This is a genomic window from Pseudomonas sp. KU43P, assembly GCF_033095865.1.
Lineage (GTDB): Bacteria > Pseudomonadota > Gammaproteobacteria > Pseudomonadales > Pseudomonadaceae > Aquipseudomonas.
Genome location: NZ_AP019365.1, coordinates 434,790 through 453,122 on the forward strand (window position 1 = coordinate 434,790; position 18,333 = coordinate 453,122).

Sequence of the window (18,333 nt, forward strand, 5' to 3'; positions counted from 1 at the left end):
CTCTCCTAGAATGCTATTCGGTCAGGCCGACGGCTGACGCGCGGCCTTTTCATCATGCCCGGAGAGGCCGAAACGGCGCTCCAGTTCATCGAGTACGGCTTGTGGATGCTGGCCCAGCGCGCTGAGCATGACCAGGCTATGAAACCACAGGTCGGCGGTTTCGTAGATGACATCACTGTAATCCTGGCTGACCGCGGCGTCCTTGGCGGCAATGATGGTCTCGACCGACTCTTCGCCGAGCTTTTCGAGAATCTTGTTCAGGCCCTTGTGGTACAAGCTGGCCACGTAGGAGCTGTCAGGCGCCGCTTGCTTGCGCGCTTCGAGTACTTCGGCCAGGCGGGTAAGGGTGTCGCTCATGTCAGTGTCCTGCGCTGTAGATGGCATCCGGGTCTTTCAACACCGGGTCGACGGTTTGCCACTGGCCGTCTTCGAAGACGCGGTAGAAACAGCTTTCGCGGCCAGTATGGCAGGCGATATGGCCTAGCTGCTCGACCATCAGGATGATCACGTCGGCATCGCAGTCCAGGCGCATTTCGTGCAGCTTCTGCACATGCCCCGATTCCTCGCCCTTGCGCCACAGCTTGCCACGCGAACGCGACCAGTAGATGGCGCGTTGCTCGGCAGCGGTCAACGCCAGCGATTCACGGTTCATCCAGGCCATCATCAGTACGCGTCCGGTCTTGTGGTCCTGGGCGATCGCCGGCACCAGGCCGTCGCTGTTCCACTTGATCTCGTCCAGCCAGTCTTTCATCGTCGACTCCAAAACCGAGCCCGCTCCTGTGCCGGGCCCTTTGCGCTAGTGTGCCAGCCAGCAGCCCGGCTGGCTATTGGCGCACGATCAGGTACAAGCCTGCGGCCAGCATCAGCCACGCCGGCCAGGCGGCGGGGGCGGCCAGGCTAGCCGCCTCGGCGGCCCCCGCCGCCAATACCGCACCGCCGCCGAGCAGGCCGGCGCCGAGCAGGCGCAGCGCCCAGCGGTCGCCCTGGGCGCGGCGCCGTTCCGGCAGTTGCGGGTCTTGCAAGTGCGGCTGCGACAGGCGTTCGAGCAGGTCCCGGGTCATGCCGGCCAGGTGCGGCAACTGCTCGGCCTGGCTGTAGATGTTGCCGAGCACGGCCTTGGGGCTCATGCGGTCGCGCATCCAACGTTCCAGGAAGGGCTTGGCGGTGCTCCACAGGTCGAGGTCGGGGTACAGCTGGCGGCCCAGGCCTTCGATGTTGAGCAGGGTCTTCTGCAGCAACACCAACTGCGGCTGGACCTCCATGTTGAAGCGTCGGGCGGTCTGGAACAGGCGCATCAGTACCTGACCGAAGGAAATGTCCTTCAAGGGCTTTTCGAAGATCGGCTCGCATACCGTGCGGATCGCCGCTTCGAATTCGTTGACCTTGGTGTGCGCCGGCACCCAACCCGAGTCGATGTGCAACTGGGCGACCCGGCGGTAGTCACGCTTGAAGAATGCGATCAGGTTGCGCGCCAGGTAGTCCTGGTCCTCGGCGGTGAGACTGCCGACGATGCCGCAGTCGATGGCGATGTACTGCGGGCTCCACGGTTTGACCGTGCTGACGAAGATGTTGCCGGGGTGCATGTCGGCATGGAAGAAGCTGTCGCGGAATACTTGGGTGAAGAACACCTCCACACCGCGCTCGGCCAACAGCTTCATGTCGGTACGCTGGTCGGCCAGGGTCGCCATGTCGGTGACCGGCACGCCGTAGATGCGCTCCATCACCAGCACCTTGGGGCGGCAGTGATCCCAGTACACCTGCGGCACGTACATCAGCTCCGAGCCTTCGAAGTTGCGCCGCAGCTGGCTGGCGTTGGCCGCCTCGCGAAGCAGGTCGAGTTCGTCGTAGATGGTCTTTTCGTAATCGCCGACGATTTCCACCGGGTGCAGGCGACGGGCGTCGGCCGAAGCGCGTTCGGCGGCCTTGGCGATCAGGAACAGCCAGGCGAGGTCCTGGGCGATCACCGGCTTCAAGCCCGGACGCACCACCTTGACCACCACTTCTTCGCCGCTCTTGAGGCGGGCGGCATGCACCTGGGCCACCGAGGCCGAGGCCAATGGCTCGACGTCAAAGCGGCTGAACACCTCGCCCACCTTGGCGCCCAGTTGCGCCTCGATCAAGGCCACGGCCTTCTGTGGGTCGAACGGTGGCACGCGGTCCTGCAGCAGCATCAGCTCGTCGGCGATGTCGGTGGGCAGCAGGTCACGGCGGGTCGACAGCAACTGGCCGAACTTGATGAAGATCGGCCCCAGGTCCTGCAGCGCCAGGCGCAGGCGCGCTCCGCGGCTGAGCTCGGAAGGCTTGCGCGGCAGCCAGCGCCAGGGCATGAGCAGGCGCAGGCTCATCAACCACCAGGGCAGCGGCAGGTCGAACAGCAGGTCATCGAGACGGTAGCGGATCACCACACGCTGGATGCGGAAAAGACGGCGGACGGCGAGCAGCTTCATGCGTTATCGCTGGTATCAAGGGATCGGGAGAGGCGCTGAAGGCGCGCCTCGAGGCGTTCTATATCGACCTTCAGGCTGTCGAGCTCGCTGAAGGCGGCTTCGGCTTCACGCTTGCCCACCAGGGTGCGCGATTCTTCGGCCAGGTATTCGGAGAGATTCTGCCCGAAGCGCGCCAGGCCCTGGCGAGTCCAGCTTGCGCGCAGGCGCACATGGCCGGCAAGCAGCGCCGTGGCGACCGGGCCGAGCCAGCGCTGCAGCTCGTGTTCCCAGTCCAGCTCCAAGTCCTGCAGCACGCCGAACAGGTCGAGCAGCACGGCGCTGTCGCCATGCAGTTCGACCTGCGGAGTGTGTAGCACACCGGTCTTGTCCTTGGCCACGGCCAGTTGCAGCAGGCTCCCGGCAGGTGCGCGCAGGCTGCAATCGACATCGCCTTCCCAGTGGGCGGCGAGCATCAGGCCCTCTTCATCGGGCAGGATGAAGACCTGCAGGGCCGGCTGGCGGCAATCGATCTCGATGACCTTGCCTTCCAGCGCGGCCAGGCGCGGCAGAGCCGTGCTGTCCATGCGCAAGACGCGGTTCAAGCCATGTTCGACGCTGGCGAGCAGCCCTGCGAGCAGCATCAGGGCTTGATTCCCCGGTGCACGGCGACGATGCCGCTGGTCATGTTGTGGTAAGTGACACGGTCGAAGCCGGCATCGACCATCATGGCCTTGAGGGTTTCCTGGTCGGGGTGCATGCGGATCGATTCGGCGAGGTAACGGTAGCTCTCCGAGTCGTTGGTGATCAGCTTGCCGGCCAGTGGCATGAAGGCGAACGAGTAGGCGTCGTAGGCCTTGGACATGAACTTGTTGGTCGGTTTGGAGAACTCCAGCACCAGCAGACGGCCACCCGGCTTGAGCACGCGCAGCATCGAGCGGATGGCTTCGTCCTTGTGAGTGACGTTGCGCAGGCCGAAGGCGATGGTCACGCAGTCGAAGTGGTTGTCCGGGAACGGCAGCTTCTCGGCGTCGGCCTGGACGAACTCGATGTTGCCGGCCACACCACGGTCGAGCAGGCGGTCACGGCCCACCTTGAGCATCGATTCGTTGATGTCGGCGAGCACCACCTGCCCGGTCGGGCCGACCAGGCGCGAGAACTTGGCGGCCAGGTCGCCGGTACCGCCGGCGATGTCCAGCACCCGGTTGCCGGCGCGCACGCCCGACAGCTCGATGGTGAAGCGCTTCCACAGGCGGTGCATGCCGCCGGAAAGCACGTCGTTCATCAGGTCATACTTGGCAGCCACCGAGTGGAACACTTCGGCGACTTTCTTTGCCTTCTGGCTCTCGGGTACGTCCTGGTAGCCAAAATGTGTGGTGGGTTCGGCGTGTTCGCCTTTGCGCTGGTCGTTCATATCGCTTCACCGGAAAAAATTACCGCCATTCTAGGGTGATCGGGCGGATTTGTCTTGGCGGGGTGTGCCGCGGAGCGGGGGCGGGCATAATGCCAATTATGTCTACATACCCAGGATCACCCGCATGACCCAGATCAGCGTCGAACGCAAACACACCCTCGGCCGCGAAGCCGCCCGTGCCAAGGCCGAGGCGCTGGTAGACAAGCTCAGCCGCGAATACGACCTCAAGGCCACCTGGAATGGCGACCGCGTCGACGTGGCACGCAGCGGTGCCAATGGCAGCGTTCACATTGACGAGGACAGCATCCGCGTCGACTTGAAGCTCGGCATGATGCTGTCGATGATGAGCGGTACCATCAAGGGCGAAATCGAGCGGGCGCTGGACAAAGCGCTGGCCTGACGCCTCTGCATTCAACTGTCGGGGAAAGGAATCAGCTCCTCGACCTGCTTGAGGCGCAGATCTCCCCGATAGATCTGGTAGCGCTCTGCGGGGGCCAGAGCACGTTGCAAACGCTCCTCGCGGCTCATTGCGTCCGGGAACTTCAAATGGCCCTTGGCAAAGCGCCGGGCGTTGATACTGGGGCTGGTGTAGTGAAAATGGGCTTCCCAGAGTTTCTGCCTTGGTTGCAGGCGGTAAACGTCATACACATCCAGATAGTCGTTGGCCTTGAGCTTCTTGCGGCTTTTGGTCAGCTTCACCTCGACTTCGCCAGCCTCTACCAGAAAGCGCAACGCTTTGCTGTCGGGGTGCCGGGTGTCTAGGTAGGCAATGGTCAACAGGCGCTTTTTTTCTGCCTGTACCTCGGTCATTGCCTGTTCCAGCCTGGTAGCCAGTGCATGCCCTTGATCCGGGCCGGCACGCAAAGGGGCGGCGATGTCCGCCATGTCCTGAATATAGAAGTCGAGTTGGTCCGCCAGGCTGTTTGGTCCGTCCAGGTGACGGGCAGCGTGGGCGACCCTGGTGGATTTCTGGGTCAGCAGGTCGTTGGCCGTGCGGCGAAGGCGAGCGTAGTCAGGTGCTGGCGCAGCTTGCGGCACGGTTTCCCAGTGTTCACCTTGTTGCTGGTAGCGCGCAACCGTCTGTTCCGTCAGTGGGTCGATCTGCACGGCTTCGCTGTCTTCATCCGCCTGCTCGACGACCAGGGATTTGCCCCGGTTGGTGCGGATCACCTTACGCCTGCCGGGGCGCACCCTGTGGGTCAGGGGTTGTTCGGGCAGTGCATCCTGCAGATCGGCCGCAGCAGAAACGAAGGCAAGGTCATGCTCGGTCAGGTTTATCAGTGAATGCAGTTCAGCGATGTATTCGTTGAGCCTGCGGCTGTCCACCGCCGGTAAGTTGCGCGAAAGCAGGTACTCGGCATTTCCCAGTGTCAGTTTGTATTCACCCAGTGCGCTTTCCAGCGGTGCTTCCTGTTCTTCTGGCTTCAGGTGGGCAGCAGCCAGGCTGTCGTGGCTCAACATCGCTTCGTGCAGATGTGTGCTGCGCAGGGTTTTCTGCGAAAGCAGGGTGCTTTCGAAGTTTTCCGCGGTGAGCTGGTCTCGCATCACGATCAACTGATACAGGTCGCTGAGGATCTGTGCGCGGGTGATCATGGTCGAATAACGTCTGTTCTGGATGATGGTGTCGAGTTTCTTACGCTTGCCAGAGAACTGGATCTTCCCATCTGTCAGCGCTTCGCCGAGGTTTTGGTCAAGGCGTTGGCTGACGTTGAAGATGCGTCGATGAGTAGCCAAAGCGGCTTCGACGCGCTTGCTGTAGTCCAGGTAGAGTACCGCCTGCTCCTGGCCTGAAGGCAGCTGCACAAGCCGACGTGACTGGTCCTTGAGTGCGTCATAGTCAGTCATGTCGAGCAGGCGGCGGAACTGCTGCAGGTCCGAGGTCAGCAAATTTTCCCACCATTGACCACGGGCAAACGAGGCCGCGGCCTTGGGGTCGAACCTGGCGTATTTCGGGTCGCTCATGTCTGCGTATAGCTGCGCCTGCCTCCTTATCAGTTCCGCCTGCTTTTCGTAGGTGAGTGCCAGCACATCGAAGTTGGTACGCGCCTCGTTGCGCAGGACGCGTAGCGCCTGTCGCTGTGCCTGCAATGCTTCTGGCAGGTTGTCGAGCGTAGTGCCGGGGTACTCATTCACAGCCTGCTGAAACGCAAGGTGCGCCTGATCATAGGCTTTTACCCGCTCCAGGTAGCCATCAATGAACGTTTCGGTGCTGAGGAGTTTCTTGTCATTTTCCGTTCGGCTTTCCAGCATTTTCCTGAAGGCTTCTTGTTTTTCTTCGAGCAGTGCCCTGGCCGTTTTTGGCATGCCACCGGCCATGTGCAGGTCGAGCATCCACTCGCCGTTCCAGCGCGTAAGCCAAGGGCCGCGGCTGCGTTCGCGGCCGACGATGTAGTAGCCGTCGGGCTCTGCACCCCAGGTCTGCGACCATTCGCTATGGCTGATATCCGGGCCAATGATGCGTATGCCACCATAGGTCTCTTCGACTTCATAGGCGACACCCTGCAGCTTCACGTAGTAATGCTCGTCGATCTTGTACAGGCCGCGCATACGGCCACTGGACAGTGCGCTGCGCCCGTTCAGGCTAGCGTTGGCGCGCAAGGTGTCGAGGGCTGAGCGAGCCTCGCGAGGCAGGTTGCCGAGCCGCTGGTCATGGCCCCATTGGCTGACGTTGAGCGTAGTAGGCTGGAGTTGCTCGATTGAGGCTTGCCAAGAGGTTTGTTCGGGTGGCTGCGCCGCTGTTTCGCGCGGTACACGGCGCGGCGTGGGTTGAAAAGGCTGTTCAGTTTCCGGCTTGGCAGTGGCAGGGCCATGGGCGAGCAGCATGGCCAGGTTCAGCAGGAGGTCTGCGCCAGCGAGCAACTTTTCTTCGGTAGTGCCCTGGGTCAATGTCGTCAGGTCATCCTTGATGCTGAGCAGGGCGGTCACCAGCCAGGCCAGTACACCCAACGGGCCCCGCAGCAGTGGGGTGGCCGTATTGAATGCCAGCCAAGCGAACCGTACGACCAGTGCCCAGCGTTGCTGTGCGTTCGAGACACTCTGCCAGGAGGCCAGCAGCAGGAGCATGTCAGCCCTGGCTTTGAACATCATTTCGTCCAGTGCATCGGACCATGGCGTGAACGCCAAGGTGACCGGGGCCCTCAAGCGCTCGATGGCATCTGCAGCCAGCGCGGAAGCGGGCCCCAGCAGATGCGCCAGTTCGATGAGGCCGGCATGAAGGTGCGGGTGGTTGAAGCCATCATCGGCATAGATGGGGCGGGCATCGTCATCCAGCCACGGGAGGATGTCCTGCTGCAAAGCAGGCTCGGTCCTGATGCTTGTAATCAGCCGATCGCGGCTGTCGAACTGCCTGACAGCCTGCGCAGTGCTCATGGGCCGGTAGAGTAGCCAGGCTCCGGTGGCAGGTACTTCGATGACGAACATGCCATGCACCGTGTTTGCCTTCGGGCCGTCCGGCACGCTGTTGAATGACAGCGGCGCCAACTTCAGCGATGCGCTGGCGTGGGCTTCACGGCGGCAAAAATCTGCGACCACTTGCCAGGTGCGCTCGCTCAGTTGCCCGGCAATCTTGGCCTGCAACGCGCTCAGCAGCAGGGCGCCACGCCATTCTTCGGCAAACCGCTGGCGACGTTTGGCAGTGTCGGTCTGTAACTGTTCGTGAACATACTTCGGATATTGGCCACCGACATCCACGGCAGTGATCAGCGCATGGACATAGTCAACGTCCATCCAGCTGCCCGCTGCTTGTTGCCCGCTAAGTTGAGTGGACGTGGCTACCTGGTCGCTATCCAACGGCAGGCGGGTAATGGCCAGTTCGGTCAGGCTGACCGTTCTCAAGTATTCCAGCCTTGCCGGCCCCTCCGAGGACACCTGCACCACCTGCGATATCGCGACCTCTACCTGATCAGAGTTGTAAGGCAGGCGGGTCGGGTGGTCTTTGTGCATTTGTTCGCGCAGGCGGCGAACCGTGTATTGCTGCAAGTCTTCGATCCCGTCCAGGGAATCTTTGCCCTGTGCCAGCATTTGCCCTGCCGACAGCTCCAGCAGCGCCATGTGGTACTGGAAGCGGTCGCTCGCCGTGGCTTTTGCAACCCAGTCAGGCAGCGCGACGGCGGGCGTGGTTCGTTCAAGGCGAAAGCACGTTGGGAAGACCGATGAGGGATCGCTCAGCTTGCTGAATTCATCCTCCAGATCGCTGACGTGTTCGATATCGCCAAGCTGAATCCGATCAATTTTTTGCAGCAGACAGTTGAGCAGTTGCCGGGCCTGGTAGCCGAACGGGTCTTCGGCCAAGGCCGTACAGGCCCACGACATCGTGTCGAATGCATGGTGCTCGGAAAGTTCCTCGCGCAGGGCGGTGGCGAATGCAGCGAGCCCGTTGAAACCGCGTACGGTGCCGGAGGGCTTGCACCACAAGACCAATTCGCGAGCGTCTTTCTTGCCGGTGATCAGCAGGTCCGGCAAGACCTCGAGAACAGTTTTGCCTGGTGTCCCGAGCGAAACCTGCACAGATTGTACGGTTGCCGCGGGTTTTATCTGAGCGAGCACCGCATACAGCAGGGATTTCTGCTCGCTGTCCAGACCCTGGCGCTCAAGCGTGGCGAGCAATGCAGCCTTGAGCACCTGCTGCACCCAGCACAAACGGGTTACATCCGAATCGGCGTCGCGGCTGTTCCAGAAACTGACCTGTGCCTGCTGGAATGCTTCGCAGAGGGTTGCAAGCATATCGTCGTAGGCAACATTCAGGTAGGCCATGCGAATGTCGATTGTCGGCGCCTGCTCGTTGGGCCGGAAAATGACTGGCGGATTCAGGCTGAGCTGGTCCGTTGGCTGGAGCGCCAAAGGCTGACCGTTGAGAAAATGCTCAAGCAATCTGTCCACCAGGTTGCCTGGCTGCGCCGGTCGTTTGTCATTCGGGCCAGGCAGGATAACGAAGTCCCTGATGGAGTGCAGGTGTGGGTAGTTCTGTCGGATCCATGGGTAGCGTGCCGCAAGTGCGTCGAAGCCTGCTGTGGCGACGACCTCACGCAAGGTGGGGCGGTTGGCGAACTGCGTCGCTACCAGCTGCTTGAACGATATGGGTGGCGGGGGCACTGATTGGGACATGGAGTGAGGCTCCGAGCAGAGGGAGCCAAATCCTGAAACCTCAGGTATAAGTCGCTGCGGTAGATACATCAGTGCAGCGATCTTAGGGTGCAGATTCTAATTCCCCTCCCTACCTTATGCTTCAAGCCCAACCTCCATGGGCGGTTCCTCCCCTCCACTCATGAGCATGAGGTACAGAGCATGACCAAAGTGAATGTGAAGAAAAAGGATGACGCCCAGGGCACCTTGGGCGAAGTGCGCGGTTATGCGCGCAAGATCTGGCTGGCCGGTATCGGCGCATACGCTCGGGTCGGGCAGGAAGGCTCCGACTACTTCCAGGAGCTGGTAAAAGCGGGTGAAGGCGTCGAGAAGCGTGGCAAGAAGCGCATCGACAAAGAGCTCGATGCCGCCAACAACCAGATCGACGAAGCAACCCAAGAAGTCAGCCGGGTCCGCGGTAAGGTCGAAGTTCAGCTCGACAAGATCGAAAAGGCTTTCGACGCACGGGTAGGCCGCGCCTTGAATCGCCTCGGCATTCCGTCTAAACATGACGTTGAGGCGTTGTCCATCAAGCTTGAACAGCTACATGAGCTGCTCGAGCGCGTCGCGCACAAACCATAAGGAGAGCAGGATGGCTGGCAAGAAGAATTCCGACAAAGAAAGCAGCTCTTGGATCGGCGGGATCGAGAAGTACTCCCGCAAGATCTGGCTGGCGGGGCTGGGTATCTATTCGAAGGTCGACCAGGACGGCCCTAAGCTGTTCGACTCGCTGGTGAAGGATGGCGAGAAGGCCGAGAAGCAGGCGAAGAAGACGGCTGAAGACGTTGCCGAATCTGCCAAGTCCTCGACCACCTCCCGTGTGTCCGGCGTGAAAGACCGCGCACTGGGCAAGTGGAGCGAGCTCGAAGAAGCCTTCGACAAACGCCTGAACAGCGCCATCTCGCGCCTTGGCGTACCAAGCCGCAACGAGATCAAGGCCCTGCACCAGCAGGTTGACAGCCTGACCAAGCAGATCGAGAAACTGACTGGCGCTTCGGTAACGCCGATCTCTTCGCGCGCAGCTGCGGCCAAGCCGGCCGCCAGCAAGACGGCGGCCAAGCCACTGGCCAAGGCGGCAGCGAAGCCTGCGGCGAAAACCGCTGCAGCCAAACCTGCAGCCAAGACTGCTGCGGCGAAACCTGCGGCCAAAGCAGCTGCCAAGCCTGCGGCGGCCAAACCCGCTGCGGCGAAGAAGCCAGCAGTGAAGAAATCACCGGCCAAGCCTGCCGCAGCCAAGCCAGCGGCACCTGCTGCCAGCGCAGCCCCGGCGGCCACCGCCGCACCGGCGCCCACTGCGGCTCCGGCTAGCAGTGCGCCATCGGCGCCGGTAAACGTGGCCACCCAGGCCTGATACCGCGTGGCTCCCATCGCCGGCAAGCCGGCTTCCACAGGTTCTGTGAAGTCCTTGTGGGAGCCGGCTTGCCGGCGATGCGGCAGCTGCTGCACCCCAAGTTGTTGATCTATCCCTCCAGATACCGCCGCGCCAACTGTTGCGCTGCCTCCCGCGGTTTCTCCTGCAGATGCGGCGCCACCAGCATCATCACCTGGTACACCACCACCCCCACATCCCCCTCGCGGCCCAACACCCGCTGGTAGTCCAGCGAGAACATCAGGGTCAGGGTGATCTGTTCAACCAACTGCCCCAGCGCCTGGGTATCGCTGACCACTTGCCCCTGCCCCTTGAGGCTGGCCAGCAACGCCGCCAGGGTGCGCTTGAGCCCGTTTATCAGGCTGCGCATGCCACGGGCCAGCTTGGGCAGGCGCCCGGTCAGGTTCGACAAGTCCTGGAACAGGAAGCGGTACTGCGCCATGTGCTCGACGATCAGGTGCAGGAACAGCCAATAATCCTCGGCATCCAGGCGTACCTCCAGCGGTGGGTCGAGCAGCGGCATCAGGCTTTCTTCGAAGCGCTCGAACAGGCCGAGCACCAGCGGCTCTTTGCCGTGGAAGTGGTAATACAGGTTGCCGGGGCTGATGCCCAGCTCGTTGGCAATCTCGAGGGTCGAGACATTCGGCTCGCCCTGCTGGTTGAACAGCTGCAGGGCGCATTCGAGGATACGGTCGCGGGTTTTCATCCAGGCGTAGTGCTCATCGGGTCAGGACATAGGTGCCTGGCGCGGGGCCCAGCGGTGGATAAGTTGCATTGCCCAGCTCCAGGCGCGGTGCCTTGAGCGGGCCGGAGCGAGGAACGATCCACTCCAGCCACAAGGGCCACCAGCTGCCGTCGCTGCGCTGTGCATCGTGGAACCAGGCGCGCGGGTCACTCGACAGCTTGGGGTTGTCCAGGTAGTAGGCCTTGGGGTTGCCGGGCGGGTTGATGATGCTCTGGATATGCCCGCTGTTGGACAGCACGAAACGCCGCTCGCCACCCAGCAGCAGTGCCGAACGGTACACGGCGTCCCATGGGGTGATGTGATCGTTGCTGCCTGCCACGGTAAAACTGTCGAGGTCGACCTGCTTGAGGTCGATGGGCGTGCCGCACACTTCCAGCCCCGTCGGATGAGTCAGCGGGTTGAGCTTGAAGAAATCCAGCAGGTCGCCGTGCAGGGCGGCGGGCAGGCGCGTGCTGTCGGCATTCCAGTAAAGGATGTCGAACGCCGGGGGCGTCTTGCCCAGCAGGTAATTGTTGACCCAGTAGTTCCAGATCAGGTCGTTGGGCCGCATCCAGGCGAATATCCGCGCCACCTCGCCGCCGTCCAGCACGCCGCGCTGGTAGGAGCGGCGTTTGGCGGCCTCGATGGTCTGTTCGTCGGCGAACAGGCTGGCGGGGCTCTCGAACTGGCTGTCCAGCAGGCTCACCAGGTAGGTGGCGCTGCGCACCTTGCGCAGCTGATGCTTAGCCTGCAGGTGACCCTGCAGCGCGGCCATGGTCAGGCCTCCGGCGCAAGCGCCCATCAGGTTGGGGTCGCGGCTGCCGCTGATGCTGCGGCAGGCGTTGAGCGCTTCTTCCAGGGCCTGCACATAGCTCGAAAGCCCCCACTCACGGTGGCGTGGGTCGGGGTTGCGCCAGCTCACCATGAAAACCTGCAGGCCATGCTTGAGCATGTACTGGACGTAACTGTTGTTGGGCTGCAGGTCGAAGATGTAGAACTTGTTGATCTGTGGCGGCACTACCAGCACTGGCCGGGCATGCTGCTTTTCGCTCATCGGCTTGTACTGGATCAGCTCCAGCAGCTCGTTGCGAAACACCACCGCGCCTGGGGTGCAGGCCAGATTGCCGCCCACTTCGAAGGCACGCTCATCCACCTGCCGTGGCAGGCCGTCGTTGTGGCGCAAATCGTCAAGCAGGTGGGCCACGCCGCGGACCAAGCTCTGGCCGCCGGTATTGAACAGCTCCTTGACCGCCAGCGGGTTGAGCAGCGAGTTGCTCGGCGCCAGGGCATCGTTGATCAGGTTGAACAGGAAATGCGCGCGCGCCCGGTCGTCATCGTTCAGGTGGCTTTCCTCGATCCACAGGCGGGTTTGCTTCTGCCAGGCCAGATAGGCCTGCAGGCTGCGCCGGTAGAACGGGTTCTGGCTCCACGTCGGGTCGTTGAAGCGGCTGTCGCGCGGGTTTGGCTGATAGGGCGTGTCACCCAGCATCACACGGCCCAGCTGGCCGCTCAGGGCCATCAGGTGGCGTGCGGTGTGCAGCGGGTTGCGCAGGCTCTGACGGCCGACGCTGCGCAGTGTGGAAATCAGGTCGCGGCCGCGCAGGCCGAGAATGGCGTTCTGCACGTTCATGCTGGTGGCGGGAAGCGTTGTCGTTCCTCGGGCCGGTTTATCTTTCATGGCAACACTCCCTCGTCTTACCGGATTCGCGGGCAGCGACTATCAACCGCCGGAGGCGGGGCGCGGATGCATGACCGCGCGCTGACGTTCTTCCTGGAGAAACTTCATGATGATCGGGGCGACGGCCTCGGCACGGGTAATCAGGAACAGATGGCCGTCGTCGATAATGTGTAGCTGGGCATTGGGAATTCGCCAGGCCAGCAGGCGCATATTGATCAGCGGGATCAGCGGATCGTCGTCGCCGGCCAGCACCAGGGTCGGCTGCTGGATCTTGTGCAGCCAGTGGATGCTGGTCCAGCCCAGGCCGGCGAACAGCTGCCAGTAGTAGCCGAGCTTGCCGCCCGAGCGCACCTTGGCCGCGTGGTGCATGGCCAGCTCCGGGTCGCGGCGAAAGCCACCGCCATAGATCAGCGGCGCGATACGTATGACATGAGACGGCTGCACGTAGCGCCTCGGGCTCGCCATCATCCACAACACCTTGGGCTTGCCCGGCACCATCACCGCACCGGCCGCCGTGGCCGCCAGCACCAGCTTCTTGCAGCGCTCCGGGTAGTCGTGGGCGAATTGCTGGGCCAGCGCGCCGCCCCAGGACACACCGATTACATTCACCTGGCCGTAGTCCAGGTAATCGAGCATGCGCGCGGTCAGCTTGGCCAGGCCCGGGAAGCGATAAGGGTGGCGCGGGGTGGAAGAGCCACCCACGCCCGGTACGTCGAACGCGATCACTTCCAGGTCCGGGTCGAGTGCCTCGATGAACGGGAACACCAGCTCCAGGTTGGCGCCGATGCCGTTGAAGATCAGCAGCGGCGTCAGGTGCGGCTTGCCCGGGCGAACAGCGGTGCGGATGGATTGGTCATCCAGCTCGACGGTCCTGAATATGTAGGGTTGCGGCATGCACGTGGCTCTGTGGTGTCAGATAGCACCGTGGCATGCCGTTGGCGGCCACGGCGATGTAACTCAACGTTCGTGAACGTAGGTACCCGGCGAGGCTTCGCCTGCGGCGTAGGCGCGGCTGCCCAGGCGCGTGGGTGCCTTTTTCAGCTCGCCGGCGCGTTCGCCCAGCCAGTTCTGCCAGTGCAGCCACCAGGAGTCGGCATGCTTGTCGGCATTCTCCTGCCAGGCAACCGGGTCGCCCGGGCGGTCGGCACCGGTCATGAAGCGCGCCTTGGGGTTGCCTGGCGGGTTGAGAATGCTCTGGATATGGCCGCTGTTGGACAGCACGAACTCGATCTTGCCGCCGAACAGGTGCGCCGAGCGGTAGCACGACTGCCAGGGGGTAATGTGGTCGGTGGTGCCGGCCACGCTGAAGATGTCGCACGTGACGCTCTTCAGGTCGATGGCGGTGCCGCACACTTCCAGTGCGTTGCTGCGGGTCAGCGGGTTGTTCTTGAACAGCTCGATCAGGTCGCCGTGGAAGGCGGCCGGCAGGCGTGTGGTGTCGTTGTTCCAGAACAGGATGTCGAACACGGGTGGCTCGTTGCCGAGCAGGTAGTTGTTCACCCAGTAGTTCCAGATCAGGTCATTGGGGCGCATCCAGGCAAACACTCTGGCCATGTCGCTGCCTTCGAGCACGCCGGCCTGGTAGGAGTGGCGCTTGGCCGATTCCAGGGTCTGCTCGTCGACGAACAGTGAGACATCGGTGTCCATGGTGGTGTCGAGCACGCTCACCAGCAGGGTCAGGGCGTTGACCTTGTTCTCGCCGAGGGCGGCGTAGTGGCCGACCAGCGCCGTGCAGGTGATCCCGCCGGAGCAGGCGCCGAGGATGTTCAGGTCCTTGCTGCCGGTAATCGCCAGCACTGCGTCGACCGCTTCCTTGAGCGCATCGATGTAGGTCGACAGGCCCCATTCGCGCTGGGCCTTGGTGGGGTTGCGCCAGCTGATGATGAAGGTCTGCTGCTGCGAACGCAGGCAGAAGCGCGCCAGGCTCTTGTCCGGGCTCAGGTCGAAGACGTAGAACTTGTTGATCTGCGGCGGCACCACCAGCAGCGGGCGGGCATGCACCTGTTCGGTGATGGGGCTGTATTGGATCAGTTCCAGTACATCGTTGCGGTACACCACGGCACCTTCCGTGTTGCCGAGGTTCTTGCCCACTTCGAAGGCGTCCATGTTGACCTGGCTGGGCATGCCGCCATTGTTCACCACGTCCTTGGCCAAATTGGACAGGCCATCAAGCAGGCTCTTGCCGCCGGTTTCGAAGAAGCGCTTGACCGCCGCCGGGTTGGACAGTGTGTTGGTCGGCGCCATGGCCTCGGTCAGCAGGTTGATGACGAACTGGCCGCGGGCGATGTCCTGGGGCGACAGGTCGCTGTCGCCGATCCAGTCCTGCAGCTCCTGGCGCCACGCCAGGTAGGTTTGCAGGTAGCGTCGGTAAAGCGGGTTCTTGCTCCAGGCCGGGTCGTTGAAGCGACGGTCGTCGCTCTGCGGGGCCAGGGTGGATTTGCCCAGCAATACATTCTTCAGCTCCAGGCCGAAGTGGGCCACGTGCTTGGCACTGTGCAGCGGCTGGCGCACGGCCTGGCGCAGCACGGTACGCGCTGAGCTCAGCAGGTCCTTGCGGCGGATGCCGATGACCGGGTTCAGCCCCAGGGTGTTGTCCGAGGCCTGCCGCTGCAACTCATCGTTGTTCTTGTTACTCATCTACGACGCTCCGTTGTCCTGAGACGAGTACCGGTTTGCTGTGGCACATGCACAGTCTGCTGCCCGGTACTGCTACTCGGGTGACCAGTGATAAGGAACAGCGGTGCTGCGGGCCGGATGCTTTCGGCGATGAGCTGCGGGGGAATCTGCGTGTGAAGACAGCCTGCTTTCGCTCGCGACCTCTACAAACCGGCCTTGCCCTGATTGCCTACATGGCTATGCAGGGAACTTGCCAGCCCCATTGGTTACCCGACTTTCATGTAATGCGCAAGACAGCCGCGTTACGAGCTGTCTGTAGCGCATTCAAGCAGATGAGATTAGAAAATGCGCTCTAAACGGTGGAAGGCTTGCGCTAGAGCATGAGTTTGACCACAGATTCGGCAGGATCGCGGGACTTGCCGGCCTTGTGCAGCTCGTCCAGGTACTCGGCCCAGAGCTGTTCCTGGCGCAGGCAGAGCTGTTCCAGGTATTCCCAGGTGAACAAGCCGCTGTCATGGCCGTCGTCGAAGGTCAATTTCAGTGCATATTGGCCGGCAGGTTCCAGGCCGACCAGGCCGACGTTGATCTTGCCGAATTGCAGGATGGGGTTACCGTGACCCTGGACCTCAGCGGAAGGTGAGTGTACGCGCAGGAATTCGGCGGGCAGGTGGTAGGCCTCGTCGGGGGCGTAGGTGAGGCTGAGGGTTTTCGAGGCTTTGTGCAGGTTGATGGCGGTGGGCAGGCGGGCCATGGCTGGAAATCTCTTGTGAGCTGATGTTGCAAGCTTCGAGAGATTCAGGGGATTGTGCAAGGGGGCTGCTACGCAGCCCAATCGCCGGCAAGTCGGCTCCCACAGGGTTCTGCATTGCTGCGGACTTTGTAGGAGCCGGCTTGCCGGCGATTGGGCCGCGAAGCGGCCCCCTGCGGTCTTACAGGATGTAACGCGACAGGTCTTCGTTCTGCGCCAGCTCACCCAGGTGGCCGTTCACATAAGCCGCATCGATCCGGATCGGCGTTTCATCATGGGCACTGGCCAGGTCACCGGCACTGAACGATACCTCTTCGAGCAGGCGCTCGAGCAGGGTGTGCAGACGGCGGGCGCCAATGTTCTCGGTCTTCTCGTTGACCTGATAGGCGATCTCGGCCAGGCGCTTGATGCCGTCGGCCTGGAACTCGATGTTCAGCCCTTCGGTCTTGAGCAGTTCGCGGTACTGTTCGGTCAACGAAGCGTGAGGCTCCTGCAGGATGCGCTCGAAGTCTTCCGGGGTCAGTGCCTTGAGCTCGACGCGGATCGGCAAACGGCCCTGCAGCTCAGGCACCAGGTCGCTCGGTTTGCTCAGGTGGAACGCGCCGGAGGCGATGAACAGGATGTGGTCGGTCTTGACCATGCCCAGCTTGGTGTTCACGGTGCAGCCTTCGATCAGCGGCAGCAGGTCGCGCTGTACGCCTTCACGGGATACATCGGCACCGCCAACGTTGCCACGCTTGGCCACCTTGTCGATCTCGTCGATGAACACGATGCCGTGCTGTTCAACGGCTTCGAGGGCTTTGGCCTTGAGCTCTTCATCGTTGACCAGGCGGCTGGCTTCTTCGTCGCGCACCATCTTCAGCGCGTCCTTGACCTTGAGCTTGCGCGACTTGCGCTTGCCCTTGCCCATGTTGGCGAACAGGCTCTGCAGCTGGTTGGTCATCTCTTCCATGCCAGGCGGCGCGGCGATCTCGACACCCACACTGTCGGCGACTTCGATCTCGATTTCCTTGTCGTCCAGTTGGCCTTCGCGCAGGCGCTTGCGGAACAGCTGGCGGGTATTGGAATCGGTGCTGGTCTGCGCGGCTTCCTCGGCGAAGCTGCTGACCCGCGCCTGCGGCAGCAGGGCGTCGAGGATGCGGTCTTCGGCGGCATCTTCGGCGCGGTGGCGCACGCGGATGATTTCCTGTTCGCGCAGCATCTTCATCGCGGCGTCGGCGAGGTCACGGATGATCGACTCGACATCGCGGCCGACATAGCCCACTTCGGTGAACTTGGTCGCTTCGACCTTGAGGAACGGCGCGTTGGCCAGCTTGGCCAGGCGACGGGCGATTTCGGTCTTGCCGACGCCGGTGGGGCCGATCATCAGGATGTTCTTGGGCGTTACTTCGGCACGCAGCTCGGCAGGGAGCTGCATGCGCCGCCAGCGGTTGCGCAGGGCGATGGCCACGGCGCGCTTGGCGTCGTCCTGGCCGATGATGTGGCGGTTGAGTTCGTGGACGATTTCGCGGGGGGTCATGGACATGATGAAAATGGTCCTTGGGCAGAGTCGATCAGCGTGGAAATATCCCGCGACGAGCGGGACGCCAGAACAGCTGATTTACTCGGCCAGGTCCTGCTCCTCGATGGTCAGGTTATGGTTGGTGAACACGCAGATATCGCCCGCGATGTTCAGGGCAGTCTCGGCGATTTCACGCGCCGACAGGTCGGTCTTGTTCAGCAGGGCACGGGCTGCGGCCTGGGCGTAGGCGCCGCCGGAACCCATGGCGATCAGGCCGTCTTCCGGCTCTACCACGTCACCATTGCCGGTGATGATCAAGGATGCGTCCTTGTTGGCGACCGCCAGCATGGCCTCAAGGCGGCTAAGGGAGCGGTCGGTACGCCACTCTTTGGCCAGCTCGACGGCGGCGCGCACCAGGTGGCCGGAGTGTTTCTGCAGTTGCGCTTCGAAGCGCTCGAACAGGGTGAAGGCGTCGGCGGTGGCACCGGCGAAACCGGCGATCACTTCGCCGTTGTACAGGCGGCGGACCTTCTTGGCGTTGCCCTTCATGACGGTGTTGCCGAGGGATACCTGGCCGTCGCCACCCATGACGACTTTGCCGTGACGGCGGACAGAAACGATGGTGGTCAAGGGGAGAGTCTCCACGCAGCGGGGCGAAAATGCCTGATGCAGACTCATATGGGGGTGGGGGAAGGATTTCAACCGGGGGGGATGAATGGTTGGTGCATGTCTGTGCTGG

Annotated in this window: 16 protein-coding genes; 3 read left to right on the forward strand and 13 right to left on the reverse strand. The window is 62.5% G+C overall.

Annotated features, from left to right (window positions below; genetic code table 11):
- Positions 1 to 21: 21 nt before the first annotated feature.
- From KU43P_RS01955 to ubiE, 5 genes are all read right to left on the reverse strand, one after another.
- Positions 22 to 357 carry a phosphoribosyl-ATP diphosphatase gene (locus tag KU43P_RS01955; RefSeq protein WP_317660817.1) on the reverse strand — a complete coding sequence of 112 codons (336 nt, stop codon included), beginning with the start codon at positions 355 to 357 and terminating at the stop codon, positions 22 to 24.
- Between the two features lies 1 nt (position 358).
- Positions 359 to 751, reverse strand: coding sequence for a phosphoribosyl-AMP cyclohydrolase (gene hisI, locus KU43P_RS01960; protein WP_317660818.1), 393 nt, complete (start codon positions 749 to 751; stop codon positions 359 to 361).
- Positions 752 to 824: 73 nt separating this feature from the next.
- Entirely contained in the window at positions 825 to 2,447 is a 1,623-nt protein-coding gene (ubiB, locus tag KU43P_RS01965; protein WP_317660819.1) for a ubiquinone biosynthesis regulatory protein kinase UbiB, read from the reverse strand.
- Positions 2,444 to 3,067, reverse strand: coding sequence for an SCP2 domain-containing protein (locus tag KU43P_RS01970; protein ID WP_317660820.1), 624 nt, complete (start codon positions 3,065 to 3,067; stop codon positions 2,444 to 2,446). Before KU43P_RS01970 ends, ubiB begins: the two co-directional genes overlap by 4 nt.
- Positions 3,067 to 3,837, reverse strand: a complete 771-nt coding sequence (gene ubiE, locus KU43P_RS01975; RefSeq protein WP_317660821.1) for a bifunctional demethylmenaquinone methyltransferase/2-methoxy-6-polyprenyl-1,4-benzoquinol methylase UbiE — start codon at positions 3,835 to 3,837, stop codon at positions 3,067 to 3,069. Before ubiE ends, KU43P_RS01970 begins: the two co-directional genes overlap by 1 nt.
- Before the next feature lie 124 nt (positions 3,838 to 3,961).
- Here ubiE and KU43P_RS01980 point away from each other — a divergent pair, with 124 nt between their 5' ends.
- Positions 3,962 to 4,237 carry a polyhydroxyalkanoic acid system family protein gene (locus KU43P_RS01980; protein ID WP_317660822.1) on the forward strand — a complete coding sequence of 92 codons (276 nt, stop codon included), beginning with the start codon at positions 3,962 to 3,964 and terminating at the stop codon, positions 4,235 to 4,237.
- A gap of 11 nt (positions 4,238 to 4,248) precedes the next feature.
- On the opposite strand, the gene KU43P_RS01985 is transcribed toward KU43P_RS01980, so the two are convergent.
- Complete coding sequence (locus tag KU43P_RS01985) at positions 4,249 to 8,940, reverse strand: hypothetical protein (protein WP_317660823.1); 4,692 nt, start codon at positions 8,938 to 8,940, stop codon at positions 4,249 to 4,251.
- 180 nt (positions 8,941 to 9,120) lie between these two features.
- On the opposite strand from KU43P_RS01985, the gene KU43P_RS01990 reads away from it, so the two are divergent.
- Positions 9,121 to 9,540 carry a phasin family protein gene (locus KU43P_RS01990; RefSeq protein WP_317660824.1) on the forward strand — a complete coding sequence of 140 codons (420 nt, stop codon included), beginning with the start codon at positions 9,121 to 9,123 and terminating at the stop codon, positions 9,538 to 9,540.
- Between the two features lie 10 nt (positions 9,541 to 9,550).
- Complete coding sequence (locus KU43P_RS01995; protein ID WP_317660825.1) at positions 9,551 to 10,309, forward strand: phasin family protein; 759 nt, start codon at positions 9,551 to 9,553, stop codon at positions 10,307 to 10,309.
- A 109-nt stretch (positions 10,310 to 10,418) separates the two neighbouring features.
- On the opposite strand, the gene KU43P_RS02000 is transcribed toward KU43P_RS01995, so the two are convergent.
- The 7 genes from KU43P_RS02000 to hslV all read right to left on the reverse strand — a co-directional run bounded on the left by KU43P_RS02000 (position 10,419) and on the right by hslV (position 18,224).
- Positions 10,419 to 11,033: a TetR/AcrR family transcriptional regulator gene (locus KU43P_RS02000; RefSeq protein ID WP_317660826.1), complete on the reverse strand. Its 615-nt coding sequence runs from the start codon at positions 11,031 to 11,033 to the stop codon at positions 10,419 to 10,421.
- A gap of 13 nt (positions 11,034 to 11,046) precedes the next feature.
- Positions 11,047 to 12,729 (reverse strand): class II poly(R)-hydroxyalkanoic acid synthase, encoded by a 1,683-nt coding sequence (phaC, locus tag KU43P_RS02005; RefSeq protein ID WP_317660827.1) that lies wholly within the window; start codon positions 12,727 to 12,729, stop codon positions 11,047 to 11,049.
- Between the two features lie 42 nt (positions 12,730 to 12,771).
- Positions 12,772 to 13,623 carry a poly(3-hydroxyalkanoate) depolymerase gene (phaZ, locus tag KU43P_RS02010; protein WP_317660828.1) on the reverse strand — a complete coding sequence of 284 codons (852 nt, stop codon included), beginning with the start codon at positions 13,621 to 13,623 and terminating at the stop codon, positions 12,772 to 12,774.
- A gap of 63 nt (positions 13,624 to 13,686) precedes the next feature.
- Positions 13,687 to 15,366, reverse strand: a complete 1,680-nt coding sequence (gene phaC, locus KU43P_RS02015; protein ID WP_317660829.1) for a class II poly(R)-hydroxyalkanoic acid synthase — start codon at positions 15,364 to 15,366, stop codon at positions 13,687 to 13,689.
- 352 nt (positions 15,367 to 15,718) lie between these two features.
- Positions 15,719 to 16,096: a DUF971 domain-containing protein gene (locus KU43P_RS02020; protein WP_317660830.1), complete on the reverse strand. Its 378-nt coding sequence runs from the start codon at positions 16,094 to 16,096 to the stop codon at positions 15,719 to 15,721.
- A 178-nt stretch (positions 16,097 to 16,274) separates the two neighbouring features.
- Entirely contained in the window at positions 16,275 to 17,618 is a 1,344-nt protein-coding gene (gene hslU / locus KU43P_RS02025; protein ID WP_317660831.1) for an ATP-dependent protease ATPase subunit HslU, read from the reverse strand.
- Positions 17,619 to 17,693: 75 nt separating this feature from the next.
- Positions 17,694 to 18,224: an ATP-dependent protease subunit HslV gene (gene hslV / locus KU43P_RS02030; RefSeq protein ID WP_012312406.1), complete on the reverse strand. Its 531-nt coding sequence runs from the start codon at positions 18,222 to 18,224 to the stop codon at positions 17,694 to 17,696.
- Positions 18,225 to 18,333: the final 109 nt, after the last annotated feature.